This is a genomic window from Collinsella aerofaciens, from assembly GCF_040920445.1.
Taxonomy (GTDB): Bacteria; Actinomycetota; Coriobacteriia; order Coriobacteriales; family Coriobacteriaceae; genus Collinsella; species Collinsella aerofaciens_BH.
In genome coordinates, this window is sequence record NZ_JBCOTQ010000020.1 from 15,118 (window position 1) to 35,258 (window position 20,141).

17 protein-coding genes, 1 other RNA gene and 1 pseudogene are annotated in these 20,141 nt (G+C 59.4%); 6 read left to right on the forward strand and 13 right to left on the reverse strand.

Annotated elements, in window-relative coordinates:
- Window positions 1-31: 31 nt before the first annotated feature.
- Together AB5405_RS04745 and AB5405_RS04750 are read left to right on the forward strand one after the other, a co-directional pair.
- Window positions 32-1,453, forward strand: a complete 1,422-nt coding sequence (locus tag AB5405_RS04745; RefSeq protein WP_368137750.1) for a chloride channel protein — start codon at window positions 32-34, stop codon at window positions 1,451-1,453.
- An 87-nt stretch (window positions 1,454-1,540) separates the two neighbouring features.
- Window positions 1,541-2,503, forward strand: a complete 963-nt coding sequence (locus tag AB5405_RS04750) for a diacylglycerol/lipid kinase family protein (RefSeq protein ID WP_368137751.1) — start codon at window positions 1,541-1,543, stop codon at window positions 2,501-2,503.
- Between the two features lie 87 nt (window positions 2,504-2,590).
- Here AB5405_RS04750 and AB5405_RS04755 read toward each other — a convergent pair.
- The 4 genes and pseudogenes from AB5405_RS04755 to AB5405_RS04770 form a co-directional block, all read right to left on the reverse strand.
- Window positions 2,591-2,902, reverse strand: a pseudogene (locus AB5405_RS04755) (peptide chain release factor family protein); the annotation flags it as partial.
- Between the two features lie 152 nt (window positions 2,903-3,054).
- Window positions 3,055-3,633 (reverse strand): xanthine phosphoribosyltransferase, encoded by a 579-nt coding sequence (locus AB5405_RS04760; RefSeq protein WP_055286127.1) that lies wholly within the window; start codon window positions 3,631-3,633, stop codon window positions 3,055-3,057.
- Window positions 3,634-3,790: 157 nt separating this feature from the next.
- The gene (locus tag AB5405_RS04765; protein WP_347478374.1) at window positions 3,791-5,095 is read right to left on the reverse strand and encodes an MFS transporter; all 1,305 of its coding nucleotides are present in this window, start codon (window positions 5,093-5,095) and stop codon (window positions 3,791-3,793) included.
- Window positions 5,096-5,237: 142 nt separating this feature from the next.
- Window positions 5,238-6,521: an O-acetylhomoserine aminocarboxypropyltransferase/cysteine synthase family protein gene (locus tag AB5405_RS04770; RefSeq protein ID WP_368137752.1), complete on the reverse strand. Its 1,284-nt coding sequence runs from the start codon at window positions 6,519-6,521 to the stop codon at window positions 5,238-5,240.
- Between the two features lie 230 nt (window positions 6,522-6,751).
- Here AB5405_RS04770 and AB5405_RS04775 point away from each other — a divergent pair, with 230 nt between their 5' ends.
- The gene (locus tag AB5405_RS04775; RefSeq protein ID WP_229066760.1) at window positions 6,752-7,198 is read left to right on the forward strand and encodes a C-GCAxxG-C-C family protein; all 447 of its coding nucleotides are present in this window, start codon (window positions 6,752-6,754) and stop codon (window positions 7,196-7,198) included.
- Window positions 7,199-7,265: 67 nt separating this feature from the next.
- Here the strand turns inward: AB5405_RS04775 and AB5405_RS04780 are convergent, their stop codons facing one another.
- The 3 genes from AB5405_RS04780 to rpsA form a co-directional block, all read right to left on the reverse strand.
- The gene (locus tag AB5405_RS04780; protein ID WP_438265707.1) at window positions 7,266-7,904 is read right to left on the reverse strand and encodes a YigZ family protein; all 639 of its coding nucleotides are present in this window, start codon (window positions 7,902-7,904) and stop codon (window positions 7,266-7,268) included.
- A gap of 308 nt (window positions 7,905-8,212) precedes the next feature.
- An RNA gene (gene rnpB, locus AB5405_RS04785) (RNase P RNA component class A) lies at window positions 8,213-8,574 on the reverse strand.
- A 328-nt stretch (window positions 8,575-8,902) separates the two neighbouring features.
- On the reverse strand, window positions 8,903-10,069 hold the full coding sequence (gene rpsA, locus AB5405_RS04790; RefSeq protein ID WP_022095232.1) for a 30S ribosomal protein S1: 1,167 nt from the start codon (window positions 10,067-10,069) through the stop codon (window positions 8,903-8,905).
- A 315-nt stretch (window positions 10,070-10,384) separates the two neighbouring features.
- Here rpsA and AB5405_RS04795 point away from each other — a divergent pair, with 315 nt between their 5' ends.
- Window positions 10,385-11,143, forward strand: a complete 759-nt coding sequence (locus AB5405_RS04795) for an HAD family hydrolase (RefSeq protein ID WP_368137754.1) — start codon at window positions 10,385-10,387, stop codon at window positions 11,141-11,143.
- 189 nt (window positions 11,144-11,332) lie between these two features.
- Here AB5405_RS04795 and AB5405_RS04800 read toward each other — a convergent pair whose 3' ends face one another.
- Complete coding sequence (locus AB5405_RS04800) at window positions 11,333-12,652, reverse strand: L-cysteine desulfidase family protein (protein ID WP_347478369.1); 1,320 nt, start codon at window positions 12,650-12,652, stop codon at window positions 11,333-11,335.
- 270 nt (window positions 12,653-12,922) lie between these two features.
- Between AB5405_RS04800 and rpiB the strand changes: the two genes are divergently transcribed.
- Entirely contained in the window at window positions 12,923-13,390 is a 468-nt protein-coding gene (gene rpiB / locus AB5405_RS04805; protein WP_055251633.1) for a ribose 5-phosphate isomerase B, read from the forward strand.
- A 177-nt stretch (window positions 13,391-13,567) separates the two neighbouring features.
- On the opposite strand, the gene ndk is transcribed toward rpiB, so the two are convergent.
- From ndk to AB5405_RS04825, 4 genes are all read right to left on the reverse strand, one after another.
- Window positions 13,568-13,972: a nucleoside-diphosphate kinase gene (ndk, locus tag AB5405_RS04810; RefSeq protein WP_055251725.1), complete on the reverse strand. Its 405-nt coding sequence runs from the start codon at window positions 13,970-13,972 to the stop codon at window positions 13,568-13,570.
- Window positions 13,973-14,356: 384 nt separating this feature from the next.
- A complete protein-coding gene (gene argH, locus AB5405_RS04815; RefSeq protein ID WP_271759118.1) occupies window positions 14,357-15,787 on the reverse strand; it encodes an argininosuccinate lyase in 1,431 nt (476 codons plus the stop codon).
- A gap of 118 nt (window positions 15,788-15,905) precedes the next feature.
- Window positions 15,906-16,076 carry a hypothetical protein gene (locus AB5405_RS04820; protein ID WP_368137755.1) on the reverse strand — a complete coding sequence of 57 codons (171 nt, stop codon included), beginning with the start codon at window positions 16,074-16,076 and terminating at the stop codon, window positions 15,906-15,908.
- Window positions 16,077-16,309: 233 nt separating this feature from the next.
- Window positions 16,310-17,536, reverse strand: coding sequence for an argininosuccinate synthase (locus AB5405_RS04825; RefSeq protein WP_238057250.1), 1,227 nt, complete (start codon window positions 17,534-17,536; stop codon window positions 16,310-16,312).
- 554 nt (window positions 17,537-18,090) lie between these two features.
- Here AB5405_RS04825 and AB5405_RS04830 point away from each other — a divergent pair.
- Window positions 18,091-18,918, forward strand: coding sequence for a Cof-type HAD-IIB family hydrolase (locus AB5405_RS04830; protein WP_368137756.1), 828 nt, complete (start codon window positions 18,091-18,093; stop codon window positions 18,916-18,918).
- 275 nt (window positions 18,919-19,193) lie between these two features.
- On the opposite strand, the gene AB5405_RS04835 is transcribed toward AB5405_RS04830, so the two are convergent.
- On the reverse strand, window positions 19,194-20,141 hold a 948-nt coding region (locus tag AB5405_RS04835; RefSeq protein WP_368137757.1), incomplete at its 5' end, for a DNA polymerase.

Sequence of the window (20,141 nt, forward strand, 5' to 3'; positions counted from 1 at the left end):
ATGCTTGCGTTGCAACCTAAAAGAGGAACGTATGGCTTTTACCAACAAACCCGAAAGCGCAAACGAAGCGCAGGATCATTCCCAGCCGCTCGACGACGGCGGCTTTTTCTCCCTGAACGACGTTATCATGGCCGGTAGGCAACAGCTCACCCGCTCCGAGTATCTCTTGGCTGCCGACACGCGCCGCAACGTCCGCAACCTACTCGCGAGCGCCAAGTTGCTCGTACTCGTCGTCATCGTCTCTCTCGCCATGGGCGTTGCCGCTTGGGCGTTTTTGGCCTCGCTGAATATCGCGACCGATTATCGCGAGCACCACGCGTGGATCTACGCCATGCTCCCCGTCGTGGGCGTGGCTACCACATGGGTGTACAAGAACCACGGCCTTGCCGCCAAGCGCGGCAACAACCTGGTCATCGATTCCGCCCTGGGCACACGCCTCATCCATATGCGCATGGCCGTCCTCACCTTCGTCTGCTCCACGCTCACGCACCTCACGGGCGGATCGGCCGGTCGCGAGGGAGCCGCGGTGCAGATTGGCGGCACCATCGCCAGCAACATCTCGAGCCTCGCCCATCTCAAAAAGCATGACCACCACGACCTCATGCTCGCCGGCATCTCGTCGGCCTTTGGCGCCGTATTCGGTTCGCCCCTTGCCGGAGCTTTCTTTGGCATGGAGATGTGCTTTATCGGCAAGATCGACTACACCGCGGGCATCTACTGCCTCGTCGCCTCGTTTACCGGCTACTTTACGTCGCTTGCCTTGGGAACCGAGTACGAGGCGAATGTTATCGCCAGCGTCCCCGACATGACACCACGGACGGTTGTCATCGTTGTTATCAGCGCCATTATCTTCGGTTTGACGGCACGCCTCTTTGCCTGGTCGGTTCGAACCGTCAAGAGCCTGTACGGTCGCTTTATCACCAACTACCTTGCTCGCGCACTCGTGGGCGCGCTCGTGGTGCTCGCGGCCTACGCGATGCTCGACGCCTGGAAGTATGCCAGCCTTGCCACCTGGCTCTCGGGCGCCGGGTTCGCCGGTAACACGACCCTTGCCGACGCAGCCATCAAGCTCGTGGTGACGGCGCTCACCCTGGGTGCCGGCTTCCAAGGCGGCGAGGTCACGCCCCTGTTTGGTATCGGTGCGGCGCTCGGCGGCTGGATCGGTTGCCTCGTCGGAATCGACCCCAGCTTTCTGGCGGCGCTGGGCATGCTCGGCGTGTTCTGCGCCGGCCTTAACGTGCCCATCACCACCTGCATGATGGCCATCGACCTGTTCCACGGCACGGCCGCGGGCTTCTTTGTCATCGTGGCGTTTATCAGCTATCTCGTCGGCGGACACCGCGGCGTGTACCCCGCCCAGCGCATCATCTCGCCCAAGCGCCGTTCGCTTATTGTGGACGAGGGCGGTACGGTGGCGGATGCTATCGAGCGCCACAACGACCTGATAGAGTAGACATAAGTATTCGCCGTGCAGCCACAATCGGGGGCAATTCGACCTGAGCGCGACCGCACCGTCACGTCATACGCCGGGAGTCGCCCCATGCACGCAACTGATTTTGGTCGCACGCTCATCATCGCCAACCCCGCCGCCCAGTCGGGTGCGGCGCGCGAAGTTGCCGAGCGTCTGCAGCGCTTTTTGGACATGACCGCGCGCGCATCCCAGTTTGACTTGGTGCTGACCGAACGCGCGGGGCATGCCAAGGAGCTTGCCGCCCAGGCAACGGGCTATCGCACCGTTATCGCACTCGGCGGCGACGGCGTGATCCACGAGGTCGTCAATGGCTTGATGGCGCAAGAAGAGGCGGTTCGACCGGCGCTTGCCGTCCTGCCCGTAGGCTCCGGCAACGATTTTGCCCAAACACTCGGCATCGACGATTTCTCTGGCAAGGATTTTGGCGCGCTGCTCACCTGCGAGCTGCAGCGTCAGGACATCGGGCGCATTCGCTCGTGGAGCCCTGCGAGCGGCAGCGGCGAGGCTGCCGTTGAGCACTACGACCAGACGCTTTCGGTCGGCATCGATGCCGCCATCGGCCTTGGCACCACCGAGCTGCGCAAAAAGACGGGCCTCGCCGGCGCTCCGCTCTACACTCTTTCGGGACTTGAGCAGTTTGGCCTGCGCTATCGCAACTATCCCATGACGGTGAGCTTAGATGGCGCGCCTGCCGAGCGCGTGCGGGCGATTATCATGGCCATCCAGCTGGGGCCCACCTATGGTTCGGGCTATCGCATCTGTCCCGATGCCGACCCCTGTGACGGTATACTCGACGTCTGCTACGCCTGCGGCCCCGTCCCCCGTGCGATTGCCCTGCCTATGTTTCTTTCGGCCAAGGACGGCCACCACACCAAGCTGCCGCCGGTTCGCATGCGTCGCTGCCGTCATGCCGAGCTCACGTTCGAGGAGCCCGACTACCCCATCCAGGCCGACGGCGAGCCCGTTGTCGCCTCGCGCATCGAAGTCGACATCCTACCCGGTGCCCTCCAAGTCTGGCACCCCACCCACTAGCCATCCCTAAGTTGCGGTGAAATAGGGACTGTTTATGCAGCTAAAGCCGCAAAACAGTCCCTATTTCACCGCAACTTATTGAAAAGATCATTCCTCCCCGCCCGGCTTACGACGGTTGGCCTTTTTAATCGCATTGAAGTGCTTGTCGTTGAGCCTCCGCTGGCGAGAACGCTGAGGCACTTTGGTCTTTACGCGTCGGCGCGGCGGACGGCCACGACGTTCAAGCTCTGCCCTCAGCTTACGCAGACAGCTCGCACGGTTCTGGAACTGACTGCGGCTCTCGCGCGCCGTCACGACAATCCCCGAAGGGATATGTTTCATGCGCACCGCCGAGTCCGTCGTGTTCACGCCCTGTCCGCCCGGACCCGTCGCGCGAAACACCTGTACCTCGCAATCGCGCGCCAGCTCCTCGACCGACATCTCGGCATAGCGCGCATACTCGCGCCATCCCATCTTGTTCTCATCCATATCAACACCTCCCCTCATACAAAAAATGTGACAAAGGGACAGTCCCTTTGTCACATCGCATACCAATCGCTTGTGTTGCGCGCTTAGGCGAAGGTGATCTCGCCGTTCTCGCAGTCCATATCGGCGATACGGGCCAGACTCTCAACGCGGAAGCCGCGTTTGCGGAGCTTGTCGCCGCCGCCCTGGAAGCCCTTCTCGACGGCGATGCCAATGCCGGCAACCTCGGCGCCCGCAGCCTCGCAGATCTTAATAAGACCCTCAAGCGCGCAGCCGTTGGCCAGGAAGTCGTCGATAATCAGGACCTTATCGCCCTCGGACAGGAAGCGCTTGCCCACGATGACCGGGTACTCCTTCTGCTTGGTAAAGGAGTAGATGGTCGTGGCATACTGCTCGCCGTCGAGGTTGATGGACTGTGCCTTCTTGGCAAAGACCACCGGCACGCCACCAAAATGCTGAGCCGCGATGCAGGCCATGCCAATGCCCGAAGCCTCGATCGTCAGGATCTTGTTGATCTCGACGCCCTCGAACAGACGGGCCCACTCGGCACCCATGTGGTCGAACAGCTCAACGTCGCACTGGTGGTTGAGGAAGGCATCAACCTTAAGGACGTTACCGGCCTTTACGATGCCGTCATGGCGAATACGATCCTCAAGCTCCTGCATGGCGCAACCCCTTCTCGCGGCAACGATACCGCGCGATTAATAAACGTTGTTCGATAGTCTACCACGGACCGACCCCCGCCCGCCCCACAAGCCGCATCGCACCACAAACCAGTCTTTTTGGGACGGCGCGAATCGTGGCAGGCAGCCCCCCAACACGCTAATGGCGGGCGCGCATCTTCACCAAACGCACCATGGCAAGCGCAAAGCCCACGGCGGCCACAACCATAAGCACGTAGAACACCGAGCGAAAGCCGAATAGGAATACTTCCGGACGGCCTGCAACAAAACTGGTCACGGCCTCGCCCATCGCCACGCTCATCTGCCCATACAGGATATTCGACGCCACCGTAATGCCGAGTGCCATGCCGGCATAGCGTGCCAAACTGCCCAAGCTGCCCGCAAAGCCGAGTGCTTCGCGCGGGGCCGAGCCCATATACAACGAGTTGTTGGGGCTCTGGAAAATCGACGTACCGCACGACATAAACGCGACGCAGCACACGATCACGGGGATAGAAGAGTGCTCGTCGAGCGTGCTTACCGCAAAAAGACCGCACACGTACACGCCCAGGCCGACCGCCGTGGGGCCCTCGCAGCCAACACGGTCCGAAACCGTACCCGATAGCGGACCGATAAAGGCATTCACCATCGGCAGCGCCAAAAAGAGCAATCCGGAAATGTCGGAACCAAACCCATGCGCGTCCTGAAAATAGAACGGCAGGATAAACTCGGATGCACCAATACCAACGAACACGATGAGCATGCAGGCAAGGTTGATAGTGAAGGCCGAATTTGCAAAGCAGCGACGAGCGGCCTCGATCAGGGACATGGGGCGCTCGCCGGCCTCCGGCTTAACATGCGGCAGCGTGTAGAGCCCCACGATAAACGAGATTACGCCAATAGGCAGGTTGATGAGGAAGATACTCTCCCAGGGAAAGCTTGCCACCAGCATGCCGCCGAGCACGGGGCCACACATCATGCCGAGGGCCACAAAGGTCGCGAGAATACCCATGGCACGGCCTCGTTCGCGCGCCGGAAACGACTCGGTGATGATACCCATGTTGTTAGCCATGGCCGCCGCGCAACCGATGCCCTGAACAATGCGTGCCAGGATAAGAACCTCGAGCGAAGCCGAAAGGCCGCACAGCAGCGAACCGACCGAAAAGACGATGACGCCCAACTGGAACACATTCACCTTGCCGCGCACGTCGCCCAGACGGCCAAACGGCAACATAGCCACGCATGTCGCAAGCAGGTACACCGAGCTCACCAGTTGAATGCGGTCGAGGCCCACGCCCAGCTCCTTTTGCATCACGGGCAGCGCCACGGTCACGACGGTCGAATCCAGACACACCATAAACGTCATGATGAGCACGGTAAACAGAATCGCCCACTTGTTCTTGCCATGGGTGTCGCCCTCTAGGGCAATGTGCTCGCGGCGCAGCTGCTCTGCAGTTTTCTCCATATCCATCCTTTCGAGTGGCCCAACGCAAAAAACGGGGCCCCAATCGCCTGCAAACAGTCGCGATTGGGGTCCCGCCTACGGAATCGGAACTAATGGTCACCGAAGCTTTCTGCCAGCCTCGGCGCCTTATGCGAACGCTAGCCTAGCACTGCTCGAGCGCCTGCTCAAGGTCGGCAATCAGATCGGCCGTGTCCTCGAGGCCGCACGACAGGCGCACCATGTCGGCGGAGATGCCACAGGCGATGAGCTCCTCATCGTTCATCTGACGATGCGTGGCATTAGCGGGATGCAGGCAGCAAGTGCGGGCGTCGGCCACGTGCGTGGCGATCTGGGCGAGCTTGAGGCTCTTCATAAAGGTTTCGGCCGCCGCGCGACCACCGTTAAAGCCAAAGCTCACAACGCCGCAGGTACCGTTGGGCATGTACTTCTGAGCCAGGTCATAGTACTTATCGCCCTCCAGGCCCGGATAGCTCACGAAGCGTACCTTGGGATGGCTCTGCAGGAACTTGGCAACGGCCAGGCCATTCTCACAATGACGCGGCATGCGTACATGCAGGCTCTCGAGCGAGCTGTTCAGGAAGAAGGCCGCCTGCGGGTTCTGCATGGGGCCGAGGTCGCGCATGAGCTGCGCGGTGGCCTTGGTAATGAAGGCACCCTCGCGACCGAACTTCTCGGCATACGTCACGCCGTGGTAGCTCTCGTCGGGCGTGGTGAGACCCGGGAATTTATCCGCATGGGCCATCCAGTCAAATTGGCCGTGGTCAACGATCACACCGCCCAGGTAGGCAGCATGTCCATCCATGTACTTGGTGGTGGAGTGCGTAACGATGTCGGCGCCCCACTCAAAGGGACGACACATCACGGGCGTCGGGAAGGTGTTGTCGACCATCAGCGGCACGCCGTGGTCATGCGCGACCTTGGCAAAGCGCTCAATATCGAGCACGGCAAGGGCGGGGTTTGCGATCGTCTCGCCAAAGACGAGCTTGGTATTGGGCTGAAAGGCTGCCTCGAGCTCCTCATCGGTGCAGTCGGGGGCAACGAACGTGCAGGTCAGGCCCATGCGGCCCATGGTGTGGGCGAGAAGGTTATACGTACCGCCGTAAATGGCAGAGCTCGCGACCACATGATCGCCAGCACCGGCCACGTTAAAGATCGCGAGGAAATTCGCAGCCATGCCCGAGCTCGTGAGCATCGCAGCGGTGCCGCCCTCCATCTCGCAGATCTTGGCGGCAACGAGATCGCACGTGGGGTTCTGCAAACGGCTGTAGAAGTAGCCCGACTCCTCTAGGTCAAACAGCTTGCCCATGTGCTCGGACGTGTCGTACTTCCACGTGGTGGACTGGTAGATGGGCACCTGGCGCGGCTCGGCATCTCCCGGGTGATAGCCGCCCTGAACACATGCAGTTCCGATGGTCTGCTCGCTCATATCTAGCTCCCTTGCCTGGGTTACGTTTTATTCGGTTCACGATACCGCTACCCTGCACCCCTCTCAACCCATCCCCAAGGTAGGTTATGGGACAAATAGTTCAGGGGTATTTATCTCAAGCCTTGGGCATTTGCTCGATAGATAAAAATGAGGCATCCATGAAGCTCTCGATGATTACATACCCCGTCACGAGTACCATAGGCGGGTACACCGTAACCAAGGAGACAACGATGAAGCAAATCGATACGGCCCAGCTCGACATCACCGCCTGTCAGGCTCAAGCTGCCGAATACCACGCCCGTGGCTTTAACTGCGCCCAAGCCGTTGCCTGCACGCTCGCACCTGCCGTCGGGCTCGACCCCCAGACCGCCTTTACCCTCACCGAGGGCTTTGGCGCCGGCATGGGTGGCATGACCGAGACCTGCGGCGCCATCTCGGGCGCTGTTGCCATCATGGGCTTTGTAATGAGCGACGGCATGGAGAACCCCAAGACCAAAGGCCAGACCTACAAGCTGTCGCGCGAGATTGCCAAGCGATTTGGCGAGAAGAACACGACGACCGTCTGCGGCACGCTCAAGGGCATCGGATCGGATAAGGGTCCGCTCCGCAGCTGCCCCGGCTGCATCGACGATGCCATCGAGATCGCCTGCGATGTGCTAAAGCAGCTCGCCGAGTAAACGGCAGCAACATAAAACGACGGCCGGCGCACTTGGAATCCATCCAAAAGCACGCCGGCCGTCGCCGTTAGAACTCGGCAAACTCGGGAGCGCCGACCTCAATCTCCTCGCGCCCCGCCATAAGCTCGCGCATCTTGGCGCAAAACGACTCCTGCTCCCCTGCCTTAAACACCAAGTGAAGTGTCACGGTATCCGCGTAATCGGTATCCGAAACCTTGGCACCCGAATCCTGGGCCAAGCGAAGCACCTGCTCATACTGTGGATAGGCCACATGCACATCAACTGGCACGACGCTCGTCATCTCGACGATCTGCCCAGCCTCCCGAGCAGCTGCCACCGCCGTCTGCGTCGCCGCGGTATAGGCGCGCACCAAGCCACCAGGCCCCAACAGCGTGCCACCAAAATAGCGCGTCACTACGCAGCAAACATTTTTGAGCCCCGCGCCGCGCAACACCTCAAGCGTCGGCATACCGCTCGTGCGGCTCGGCTCACCATCATCGCTCTGGCGCTCGCGTCCATCGACTAAAATCCACGCGGGAACATTGTGCCGAGCGTCGTAATGACGTTTGCGAACGGTCTCGATAAAGGCATTCGCCTCGTCCTCGGACTCAATATGGACCAGCTGGGCAATAAACCGACTCTTGCGGTCCAAAAACTCGCCCAAAGCCTCAATATTCGATTGCAGAGTAAAATAGCTGTCCAACAAAGCCCCTCAACAACAAGCAAAGCAACAAACAGCCTCAATAATACGGCAAAGGCCGTACCGGTAACCCCGGTAAATAGAACGGCAACACCGATGATTCCGTAAACGAAAGCGAGAACCCGTCAGCGCGAGCAAGGTGCCTTGAAAGACGAGATTGCAACAGAAATGAGGCTGCCGATGACCAGGCAAAAACAGCGAGACGGCGTCAGCTGAGTCGATTTGGCCCGAAAGAGGAGGGAGCACGCCTTATGGCGGCGACCGACGAATGAGCGCCAAATCGGCCAGCTGATGCCGTCGCAGCGTCAACATAGTTGCTGAGTGGGCCTATAAGCCGGGTTCTGTCGTGAACGGTCATTTATCTTGTCTGCACGTTACCATGCAGCTCCACGCACGCTACCCGAACGCGGACCGGGCCGGCCCATAGCGTTCCTATTCGCGCTTGCTCCGGATGGGGCTTGCCAAGCCGCCGTGTTGCCACGACGCTGGTGGTCTCTTACACCACCGTTTCAGCTTTTCCCTTTACGCCTTGCGGCGCAGGTGGGAGTCTTCTTTTCTGCGGCGCTTTCCGTCGGATCACTCCGCCCGGCCGTTAGCCGGCATCCCGCCCTCTGGAGCCCGGACTTTCCTCACGCGTGCTGCAAGCAGCACATCGCGCGACCGTCTGGCCCACTCAGCAGTGCAAGAGTGTAGCACACCGTTGCCGCAGGCAATGGCACAACACAAGCGTTCGACACGATAAACCAAGAACCACGCCATGCAGTACAATAGGGTTGTCGATGGGCAACGTCGTCAGTCGAGACGCGACCGCGCTCCGCACCCCTCCGTCTACTCGGTGCGTTCCCGCCTCCTCCCCGAGGCGGGATGTCGGCATTTTTTTCATGCACCGACAACCAAATAGCCTGTGGATGGCATGGGCAGCATCGTGCATCTCGGCACCAAATGCAAAAAGGGGCCCGTCCATTACGGACGGGTCCCTTAAAACAAGTGATCGTCAAACCGATTTACTCGGCGTCGGTCTCCTCGTCCTTCTTCTCGGAAGGAAGCGGGGTAACCTCGATCTCGACGCCCAGAGTCTCAGCAGCAGACTTCATGGACAGGGAGATACGACGACGGTCGAGGTCGATCTCCATGACCTTGACCTGAACCTTGTCGCCCACGTGGGTGACCTGAGAAGGCTGATCGACGTGCTTGTTGGCCATCTCGGAGATGTGCACCAGGCCCTCGATGCCCTCGCCCAGGTCGACGAAAGCGCCGAACGGGACAAGCTTGGTCACAGTGCCCTCGACGATAGCGCCGACGGGGTACTTCTTGACCAGTGCACGCCACGGATCCTCGGTAGTCTGCTTGAGACCCAGGGAGATGCGCTCGCGGTTGAGATCGACGTCGAGAACCTCGACCTCGACCTCCTGGCCGACCTTGACAACCTCGGAAGGATGGTTGACGTGGTTCCAGGAGAGCTCGGAGATGTGGATGAGGCCGTCGATACCGCCGAGGTCGACGAAGGCGCCGAAGTCGACGATGGAGGAAACGGTGCCCTGGAGACGCATGCCAGACTTGAGCTTGGACAGAATCTCGGAGCGCTCGGCCTTACGGGACTCCTCGAGCACGACGCGACGGGAGAGGACGACGTTGTTGCGGTTACGGTCCATCTCGATGACGCGAGCCTCGATGCGGGTGCCCATGTAGGAGGTGAGGTCCTTGACGCGACGGAGGTCGACGAGGGAAGCGGGCAGGAAGCCACGCAGGCCGATGTCGAGGATCAGGCCGCCCTTGACAACCTCGATAACCTCGCCCTCGACGTTCTCGCCGGAGTTGAACTTCTCCTCGATGCGGTTCCAAGCACGCTCGTACTCGGCACGCTTCTTGGACAGGACCAGACGACCGTCCTTGTCCTCCTTCTGGAGAACCAGAGCCTCGATGGGATCACCGAGTGCAACGATGTCTGCAGGGTTAGCGTCCTTGCGGATGGACAGCTCGCGGACCGGGATAACGCCCTCGGACTTGAATCCGATGTCAACGAGCACCTCGTCATGCTCGATCTTAACGACAGTGCCGTTAACGAGATCGCCCTCATCAAAGTCGGTAATCGTACCGTCGATGAGGTTGTTCATCTCCTCCTCATTGACATCGTCAAGAGAGAAAATGGACGAGTTCTGAATCTCACTCAAAGGTGGACCCCTTTCGAACTACGGGGCCCCGATTGCTAGGACCTACAGAAGGGTGCGACAAGCACACAACGTTTAGGAACACTCGGGAGCCGACAGATACTAATGTGACGCTTATGCAATCACGTTCGTATAGGTTACGGGGAAATGAGTTCGATTTCAAGCGTGAACTGCGATTTTTTACTCGTGTGGAGACTTTTTCGTAATCTTATGAACACACGTCTCCACAACTTGACGATAACCAGCCAGGCATTTGGCTTTGGGGTAAAGTATCCGGAGCCAACGACTCTAGATCTAATTTACGAGAAAGGTGCCCGCGTGCTCAAAGCAGTCGTTTTCGATATGGACGAAACGCTTCTTAGCATCAACCTCAACGCGTTCATCCTTCGCTATTTTAAGGATGTCTCTTCGATGCTCGCGGATATCGGGCGCCGCAGTCGCGGTGGCACGATGGCACGCCTCGGCACCATCCTGGTCGACCTCAACGCCAATCGCCGCAGCGGCACGGACAATCGCACCAATCTTGAGTTTTACCGCACCGAGGTCGAGCGCCGATGCGGCATCTGCCTCTCCGATCCCATCATCTACGAGGCGTTTACCTACTACGAGCGCGAAGTTCTTCCGTACAAGAACGACGATATCATTAACGCCCACGCCATGCCGGGCGCACACGCCGCGCTCCAGGCCGTACAGGACGCAGGGCTGCGTTGCGCGCTCTTTACCAACCCCAGCTTTCCCCAGGGGGCCATCGAGTGCCGCATGGGTTGGGGCGACCTGGCTGACGCTTCCTTTGAGCTCGTCACGCACATGGGAAACGCCACCCGCTGCAAGCCTGATGCCACCTACTATCTAGAGCAGCTTCAGGTGATGGGGCTCGAGCCGCACGAGGTCCTTATGGTGGGCAACGATCCCAAACGCGACTTCCCGTCCCCCGATTGCGGCATCCAAACCGCCTTTGTGGGCCAAGGCAAGCCCAGCCGAACCACCTGGCGCGGAACCATGGAAGACTTCGCCCGCGACTTCAACGCCGTAGTAGAAGCCTTCTACGAACACCAAATAGCCGACGTACTGTCATAGGACCCCTCGCTCCAAACAAAATGGCGCCGCAGGTTGAGCACAAGTCAGCGAAAATGCCCCTAAGCGAGCAATGTGCCTTGAAAGAGGAGGGCATAGGCCTTCTGGCCATGCCCGACGATTGAAAGGCAGATTGCCGCTTAGGGGCGTTTGCAGCGTCGACTGGTTACGCGGTTTGGTAAAACCGCGTAACTAGCACACCTGGGTTTTGCCGATCATGATGTTGAGGATCTCGACGTCGGTGTCCTTCATACCCACGCGGCCTACGTAGCCCATGCTAGCGATTGTCTGCTCAACGGTATCTTGGATCAGGCCCTCGCCGGCGCGGAAGCCGCGGCCTTGCATGGCCATATCATGGCCCAGAATCGCCGCATCGACGGCGGCGGAAATCTTGGCGGCGCAGCTCGCCTTGGCGCCATCGCACACGATGCCGCCAACGTTGCCGAGCGTGTTCGAGACTGTCGCGCCAATCTGCTCGCGCGTGCCACCACACAGCCAGGTAATCGCGGCACCGGCACCGCATGCGGCGCAAATAGCACCGCAAAACGCCGAAAGCGCACCAATATAGCTCTTGATATGCACGGCGATAAGATCGGACAGCATCACGGCGCGCACCAGGCGATCGTGGTCGCAACGCAGGTACTCGGCATACTCCATAACGGGCAGTGCACACGTAATACCCTGATTGCCCGAGCCGCACACGATGGCGACCGGCAGCGCGCAGCCGTTCATGCGGGCATCGGACCCGGCGGCTGCACGGGCACGGGCACGGCAGGCGACGTCATCGGCACGAGCGCCCAGCAGCGTGCGGCCCACCTCGGCACCCCAAGCGTGCGCAAGGCCCTCGGCACTGATCGCACCGTTCAACTCAATCTGACGCTCAACGGCAGCGCGGGCGTCATCGATGTCGCCGTCCTCGATAAAGTCGATAATGGACTCGATCGACATGGGCGTGTCGGCGTTATCTGCCGCACGCTCGGCCACCACGCGCTCGGCGCAGGCGGCACACTCCCCCGCCGACTTGCCGCACACCGGAATACCGTCGAGGGTATGGCACGTGACATTGGTGTGGTGGTCGGTAATCTCGACGACCGCGGTATGGCCCCCGGCCGTCGCAGTCACCTTGATGTAGAGGTTGGGCACACCCTCGACAAGCGACACATCGCAGTAGCCGGCGTCGGCGAGGAGCTCGGCCACGCGAGCACGGTCTTCATCGTCAACGCTCTCGAGCACCTCGAGAGCGCTCTTAGCGTCGCCGCCCACGGCACCCAGCACGGCCGCGGCCTCAATACCGTGCATACCGCCCGAGTTGGGCACGGTCACGCTCTTAACGTTCTTGATGATGTTGCCCGAGCAGGCAACATCCATATGATCGGGTTCGCAACCGAGCGTCTGACTCGCCAGCGCCGCTGCATAGGCAACGGCAATGGGCTCGGTGCAGCCGAGCGCGCAGACAAGTTCGCGGTTCAAAACATCACAAAACGCGGCATCACGGATGGAATCGGTGGGCATAGGTATCTCCTGCTTGCATAACGGGCTGGGCTCTCAAAAAAGTTAGCTCCTTTATTTGATAACAATGCATCAAAAACCGCAACCATGGTTCCGGCAGACGGCGCTCAAGCGCAAACTGACAACATTCATTCACGAGAAGCCAGTCTTGTCGCATGCTAAAGCGTTTGACCAAAAAACGCCCGAGCGTTTACACAAAAGTCGCGCTATCATGCAGTCGAACGCGGTAAAACCTTTAGCATTTGCGCCGCACAGACCAGAGAGGAACCATCCATGAAGATCGGTATCGGTAACGACCACGCCGCCGTCGAGCTCAAGAACATCATCTCCGAGCACCTGAAGGAGCGCGGCTGCGAGGTCGTGAACTTTGGCACCGACACCTCCGAGAGCTTCGACTACCCCATCGCCGGCTACAAGGTGGGTAAGGCCGTTGCCAACGGCGATGTTGACCTGGGCATCCTGATCTGCGGCACCGGTGTCGGGATTAGCCTGGCTGCCAACAAGGTCGAGGGCGTACGCGCCGTTGTGTGCTCCGAGCCCTTCAGCGCCAAGCTCTCCCGCATGCACAACAACACCAACGTGCTCGCCTTTGGTGCCCGCGTCGTGGGCTCCGAGCTCGCCAAGATGATCGTCGACGAGTGGCTCGACGCCGAGTTTGAGGGCGGCCGCCACGAGCGTCGCGTCAATCTCCTCAACGAGATCGACCAGACCCGTGGGCTCAAGGTCGTCGACGAGGCTTAAAGACCTACAAAGCCACACGCTAACGCCAGCCCCCGCCCGGAAGAAACATCCGGACGGGGGCTCTTTAGTAGATTTCTAGGCGTTTACCAAAAATCTACTGGAATAAAAAGGGCGCCGCGGATGGAATTCCGCGGCGCCAAAGCCACACGCTAACAGCTTTAAGGAGTCAAAGCTGGTTTAGCCAAAGAAGCGCTTGATCTCAATCTCGGCGTTCTCCAAGCAGTCGGAGCCGTGAATCACGTTAGCGTTGACATCGACAGCGAAGTCGCCGCGGATGGTGCCGGGGGCAGCATCAAGCGGGTTGGTAGCGCCCATAAGGGTGCGCATCTTGGAGACAGCGGAAAGACCGGAAACGACCATCTTGACGACCGGACCGCTCGTCATAAAGTCGCAGAGACCGCCAAAGAAGGGCTTGTCGGCCAGATGGGCGTAGTGTTCCTCGACGGTAGCGCGCTCGAGCGTGGTCATCTCCATGCGCTCGATGACAAGACCGCTGCGCTCAATGCGAGCAACGATCTCGCCGATCTTGCGGTCGCGCACGGCGTCGGGCTTAATCATGATGAAGGTCTTCTCGATAGCCATAAGGTAGCCTTTCAAGTAGGTTCGCGCGTGCCCAAGTCCCATTCCGGCACCCGCCTGGAGTGCATCGTAACAGAGTTTTAGCTGCAGTTAAACAAAAAGCTGTTTATTGAAACGCTGTAATTTATTAAAGCGCTCCATATGTGTCACTTCTGTTTCGAAGCCTGATTAGAGTACCATCCGACCGCCCATCAACCGCATCAAACAGAGCAGGCGGTCGGTTGCCGCCCGCGAACGTAACCCCTTCACAACCTGCCCAAAGGTCCTACAGAAGTTCTCGACAAGCCCCTCCCCCATAGCAACAAAATACGGGCGCCCACATCAGCAGGCGCCCGTAAACTGAAAACGATTTATCAATACATGGCCAAAACGGCTTCAGCCAAATCCCTACTTTACCCCGTGGCCCATCTCGACGACCTTAGTCAGCGATCCAAACACGCCCTCGTCGGCCACGAGCTGCGCCTCGGCACGCTGCAGCTGCACGGCAACGGCGGCAGGGGCGGTGCCGCCCTCGGTCGTGCGCGCGGCGACAATCGACGGGATGTCGAGCGCCTCGGTAATGTCGTGCTCAAAGAGCGGGCTTGCCTCCTGGAACACCTCAAACGGCAGGTCCTCAAGATTGCAGCCGCGCTTCTCACACATCAGTACCAGATGCCCCACCACGGCATGTGCCTCGCGGAACGGCAGACCACGCTTAGCCAGGTAATCGGCAACATCGGTGGCGGCAAGGTGACCCACGCCGCACTCGCGCGCCATGGCATCCTCGTTGACGGTCCAAGTCGAAATCATACCGGCCATAACCGACAGGCACTGCATGAGCGTATGAGCGGTATCGAGCGCGCCCTCCTTGTCCTCCTGCAAGTCCTTGTTATAAGCAAGCGGCAGGCCCTTCATGGTCACGAGCAGCTGCACCAGGTTGCCATACACACGGCCGCTCTTGCCGCGAATAAGCTCGGCAAAGTCGGGGTTCTTCTTCTGCGGCATGATGGACGAGCCGGTGGAGTACGAGTCGGAAAGCGTGATAAAGCCAAATTCGGAGCTCGACCACAGCACAATCTCCTCGGAAAGACGCGACAGGTGCATGGCCATGACGGAACCGGCGTAATGCAGATCGAGCAGGAAATCACGGTCGGAAACCGCATCGAGCGAGTTGGGAATCACACCCGCAAAGCCAAGTTCGGCAGCCGTCATCTGACGATCGAGCGGATAGCTCGTACCGGCAAGCGCGGCAGCACCCAGCGGGCAGCTGTCGGCGGCATCAAAGGCGGCCTTCAGGCGTGTAAAGTCGCGCGCGAACATCCAGGAATACGCCAGCAGATGATGCGACAGAAGCACGGGCTGAGCATGCTGCATGTGCGTGTAGCCCGGCAGGATCACCTTGTCGTACTTCTTGGCCGCATCCACCAGCACATGGCGCAGCTCAAGATTGGCCTCCATGAGCTCCTTGGCCAGCGCCTTGACGCCCAGGCGCGTATCGGTCGCCACCTGGTCGTTGCGCGAACGTCCGGTATGCAAGCGCTTGCCAGCCTCGCCGATGCGACGCGTCAGCTCGCTCTCGATGGACATATGAATGTCCTCGTCGTTGATGTCGAAGGTGAAGTTGCCGGCATCGATATCCTGTTCGATTCCGGTCAGGCCCTCGGCTATCGCTTGCTCGTCCTCGGCACTGATGATGCCCTGGGCCGCCAGCATCTTGGCATGCGCCTTAGAGCCGGCGATATCCTGCTTATAGAGATGTTTGTCGACCGGCAGCGACGCGCCAAACTCCTGCGTGACCTCGGCCACGCCCGCCTCAAAACGACCGCCCCAAAGAGCCATGGAACCGTCTCCTTTCTCCAAATACCAAAACAAGCGCCCAAAGCAATGCACCCTGTCGCTAAAGCGATTTTTCAACCGCTAGTTTTGCATATTCCCCACCGTGCGCGGGGCCATGTAGCTAATTTGCAAAGAAGTGACGCACCATGCACTTGGCGCCCAACGTCTCCCTCCGGATGTTGCCCTGCGAACCGTCGATCCAGGCCTTCAGGCCCATAGGGACGTCCTCGACCTTTGCAGCATCGAGCTCGGGCGCGAGAGCAAGTAAAGCATGCGCGATAGCATTGAACATAATGGATACTCCTCATATATATAGGTGCAGAGCCGCCAAATTGATAGAAGGAGCCCCGCCGGACAACCCCGGCGGGGCTCGGACTCAGCCGCAGTCGCGGCATCATATATGCGGGCGGAACGTAGGGGCCACCGATGTTAAGAAGTGTCAGCAAGCATAACGAAAGATAGGGACCCCATGCGCCCGTTATGTATCACGCGGATGGGCCGCGCGGATACCAAGGGAAGGAAGACTTAAGCCTGAGCGGCAGCAGAGCTGGGACCCTGGACCTTGGCCCACGTCTTGAGCGACAGCGTGTCGATCTCGATGAAGCCGGCGCTGGCCTTCTCGTCAAATGTGGTGTCGCGGTCGTAGGTGGCCAGGCCGTAGTCGTAGAGGCTGAAGGGGCTCTTGCGGCCGACGACATGGCAGTTGCCCTTAAAGAACTTCAGACGGACGGTACCGGTCACGAACTTTTGCGTGTCGGCCATAAAGGCATCGAGCGCGTTTTTGAGCGGGCTGTACCACTGGCCGTTGTACACGGCGGTGGCCCAATCCTGCTCGAGCTTGATCTTGGTCTTGAGCAGGTCGCCCTCGACGCAGATGTCCTCGAGCGCCTTGTGGGCGGTGATGAGCGTCAGGGCGCCGGGAACCTCATAGCACTCGCGGCTCTTGAGGCCCACCAGACGATCCTCGACCAGGTCAAGACGGCCAAAGCCGTTGTCGCCCGAAATCTTGTTGAGGGCGATGACGATCTCGGAGAGCTTCATCTTCTTGCCGTCGACGGCGACAGGCTTGCCGGCCTCAAACTCGATCTCGGTATAGGTCGGGGCGTCAGGCGTGTCCTCGGGGTTCTTGGTCATAACCCAAGCGTCATCGAGCGGCTCATTCCAAGGGTCCTCCAGGTGACCGCACTCGATGGCGCGACCCCACAGGTTGTCGTCGATGGAGTAGGGGTTATCGTTGGCACCCTCGGGAACCGGCACGTTGTGGGCGTGGGCATAGGCGACCTCGTCGGGACGGCACTTCAGATCCCACTCGCGCACCGGGGCGATAACCTTGAGCTCAGGGTCGAGGGCCTTGACGGCAGCCTCAAAACGAACCTGGTCGTTACCCTTGCCGGTGCAGCCGTGGGCGACGTAGGTCGCGCCAAACTCGTGGGCGACCTCGACAAGCTTCTTGGCGAGCAGCGGACGAGACAGGGCGGAGAGCAGCGGGTACTTGTTCTCGTACATGGAGTTTGCAGCGATGGCCTTAGTCAGGAACTCATCGGAGAACTCGTCGCGCAGGTCGAGCACCTGACAATCCAGAACGCCCAGGTCGAGGGCCTTCTGCTTCTTGGCGTCCAGGCCGGTCTCCTCCTGGCCCACGTTGCCGCAGACACAAACGACATCGAGATTCTTCTCGTCCTGGAGCCACTTGACACATACGGATGTATCAAGACCACCGGAATATGCGAGAACGACTTTTTCCTTGCTCATGGCTGTTTCCTTTCGCCCTTGGTAGCTAGTTAGAACATCGGTCAGTTGCAAGTCATTTCAAGGTCATATACCGTGCAATATCAGGTTAAATAGCAAAAATCAGCACATACATGCCCTAGAAACATGCAGCAATGTCGTGCTAAAACCCAACGACCTCAAAATGACTCTGTTGAGGCAATTCGCCCCATGCGGACAGAGACGATTGTTATCGTCGTCGGGAAATTGCGCGCTGGCGTCGGATGGCATTGTCTGCAGTGGTGATGATCTTTACGAACTGCATCTGCCTCTCCTTTCACCTATCGCCGGGCGCAATTCTAATATCGTAAACGGTACCTTTTCCTCGGTAAGCGGTTGTTTTTCCGTCTCCGTTTTCGATGGTCGCTATATTACGATAAAGTGCCCGCTGCACAAGCGACAAATTCAAATTTCTGAAAAGTTTTTTCATTAGTTTGTGAAATGCAGTGCAAATACGCTGCGTTCCTGCGAAAATACGCCTGACTACGAGTTGATGGTTATAACATCTGAAACAATTTCGAAACGAAAGGCTCGCTTTTATGCAAACTTACGAATCGGACGCCAATATTGGAAACATTAAGATTCTCGCCGTTGATATGGACAAGACGCTTCTCACCGACGAGCGCGTGCTACCTCAGGGTCTTGATGAGCGCCTGGACAAGCTCGCCGAGGCTGGCATCGTGTTCTGCCCCGCTAGCGGACGTCCGGCCCCCAAGCTTGAGGAGATGTTCGAGGGCATCAAGAACCGCCTCGCCTTTTGTCCCGACAACGGAGCCTGCGTCATCTATCGCGGCAACTATATCTATAAGAGCAACATCGATGTGGCGCTGTATCAGCAGGTCTTGAGCCGTGCCTCGGAGGACCCGCGCGCCGTTCCCGTCCTGTGCTGCTTCGACGAGTTCTACGTGCTTGCCCGCGACCATCAGTACCACGACGAGATCAGCGTCTACTACAACACAATCAACTACGTCGACAGCTTTGAGGGCATTGATTTCGAGTCCAACAAGATTTCGGTTTTCTTCCCCGGCTACGACGCCGAGCCCGCTTTCCGCGAGACCTATAGCCCCGAGTTCTCGGACAAGCTCTACGTCACCAACGCCGGGCGCGAGTGGATCGACTTTATGAACCTGGGTGTCGACAAGGGCGCCGGCGTCGCGCATCTGTGCGAGCACCTGGGCATCGATATTGCCGACGCCGCCGCCGTGGGCGATACGTACAACGACATCCCCATGCTGGAGCGCGTCGGTCACAGCTTTATCGTGGACAATGCTGAGGAGCACATGAACGCGCATGCCAAGTGGCGTATTCCGAGCAACAACGACGGGGGCGTACTGACGCTCATCGACGCCATCTTGGCGGCTCGGTAACGTGGCTCGTCGGACCTGGCCGGGCGGAGCGGATTAGTTTTTCGTTCGGTCAGGTCCTGGGCTCGCTCGGAAAGCACATTAAGTGCTTTCCGGCTCGTGCGGAATCTACAAAAATCAAACGGCCGGCGCCGGGCATGGCTACATATTCGTTCATGTCGCCTAGATGGCGTCTTGAGTGTCTAGATACTTAGCTGAATATATTTGGATGAAGGGGGCTCCTTGTTGGTAAGGAGCCCCCTTCTGGTTTTGGTTACTTTGGAGTTGTCAATACGTCTTTATTTGGCGTCGGCCCAGGTTATGCCGGTGCTGGCTTCGGCGATTAGGGGGACGCGGAGGTCTACTACGTGTTCCATGACGTCGCGGACCATGGTGGTTAGGCGCTCGACTTCGTCGATGGGGCACTCAAAGTCCAGTTCGTCGTGCACTTGCAGGATCATGTGGGCGGCAAAGCCCTCTTCTTCCAGGCGGCGGCTTACGCGGGCCATCGCGATCTTGATGATGTCGGCCGCGGTGCCCTGCATGGGGTGGTTCATGGCCGTGCGCTCGCCAAAGCCGCGGAGTTGCGGGTTTTTGGCCTTGAGCTCGGGAATATGGCGGCGGCGGCCGTACATGGTCTCGGCGTAGCCCGTCTGCTTGGCGCGTGCCACCACGTTGTCGAGGAACGTGCGCACGCCCGGGTAGGCCTCGTAGTAGCGATCGATCATATCGCGCGCCTCGGCCATCGAGATGTGCAGCGACTGCGAGAGACCGTAGGCCTGCTGACCGTACACGATGCCAAAGTTCACGGCCTTGGCGCGGCTGCGCAGGTCGGGCGTTACCTCGGACACGGGAACACCAAACACGCGCGCGGCCGTCTCGGCGTGGAAGTCCTCGCCCTCGTTAAAGGCGCGCACCAGGTGCTCGTCGCCCGAAAGATGCGCGAGCAGGCGCAGCTCGATCTGCGAGTAGTCCACCGCCAAAAAGACGCTGCCCTCGCCCGCCGAGAACGCCGTCTTGACGGTACGCCCCAGCTCAGAGCGCGTCGGGATGTTCTGCAGGTTCGGGTCGCTCGAGGACAGACGCCCCGTTGCGGTAATGGTTTGGTTGTACGTGGTGTGCACGCGGCCGTCACCGCGGCGTAGCGGGCCCAACGTGTCCAGATAGGTTGACTTGATCTTGGACTTCTCACGCCAGTCCAAGATCAGACGCACGATTTCGTGGTCACGCGCAAGGTCGCTCAGCAC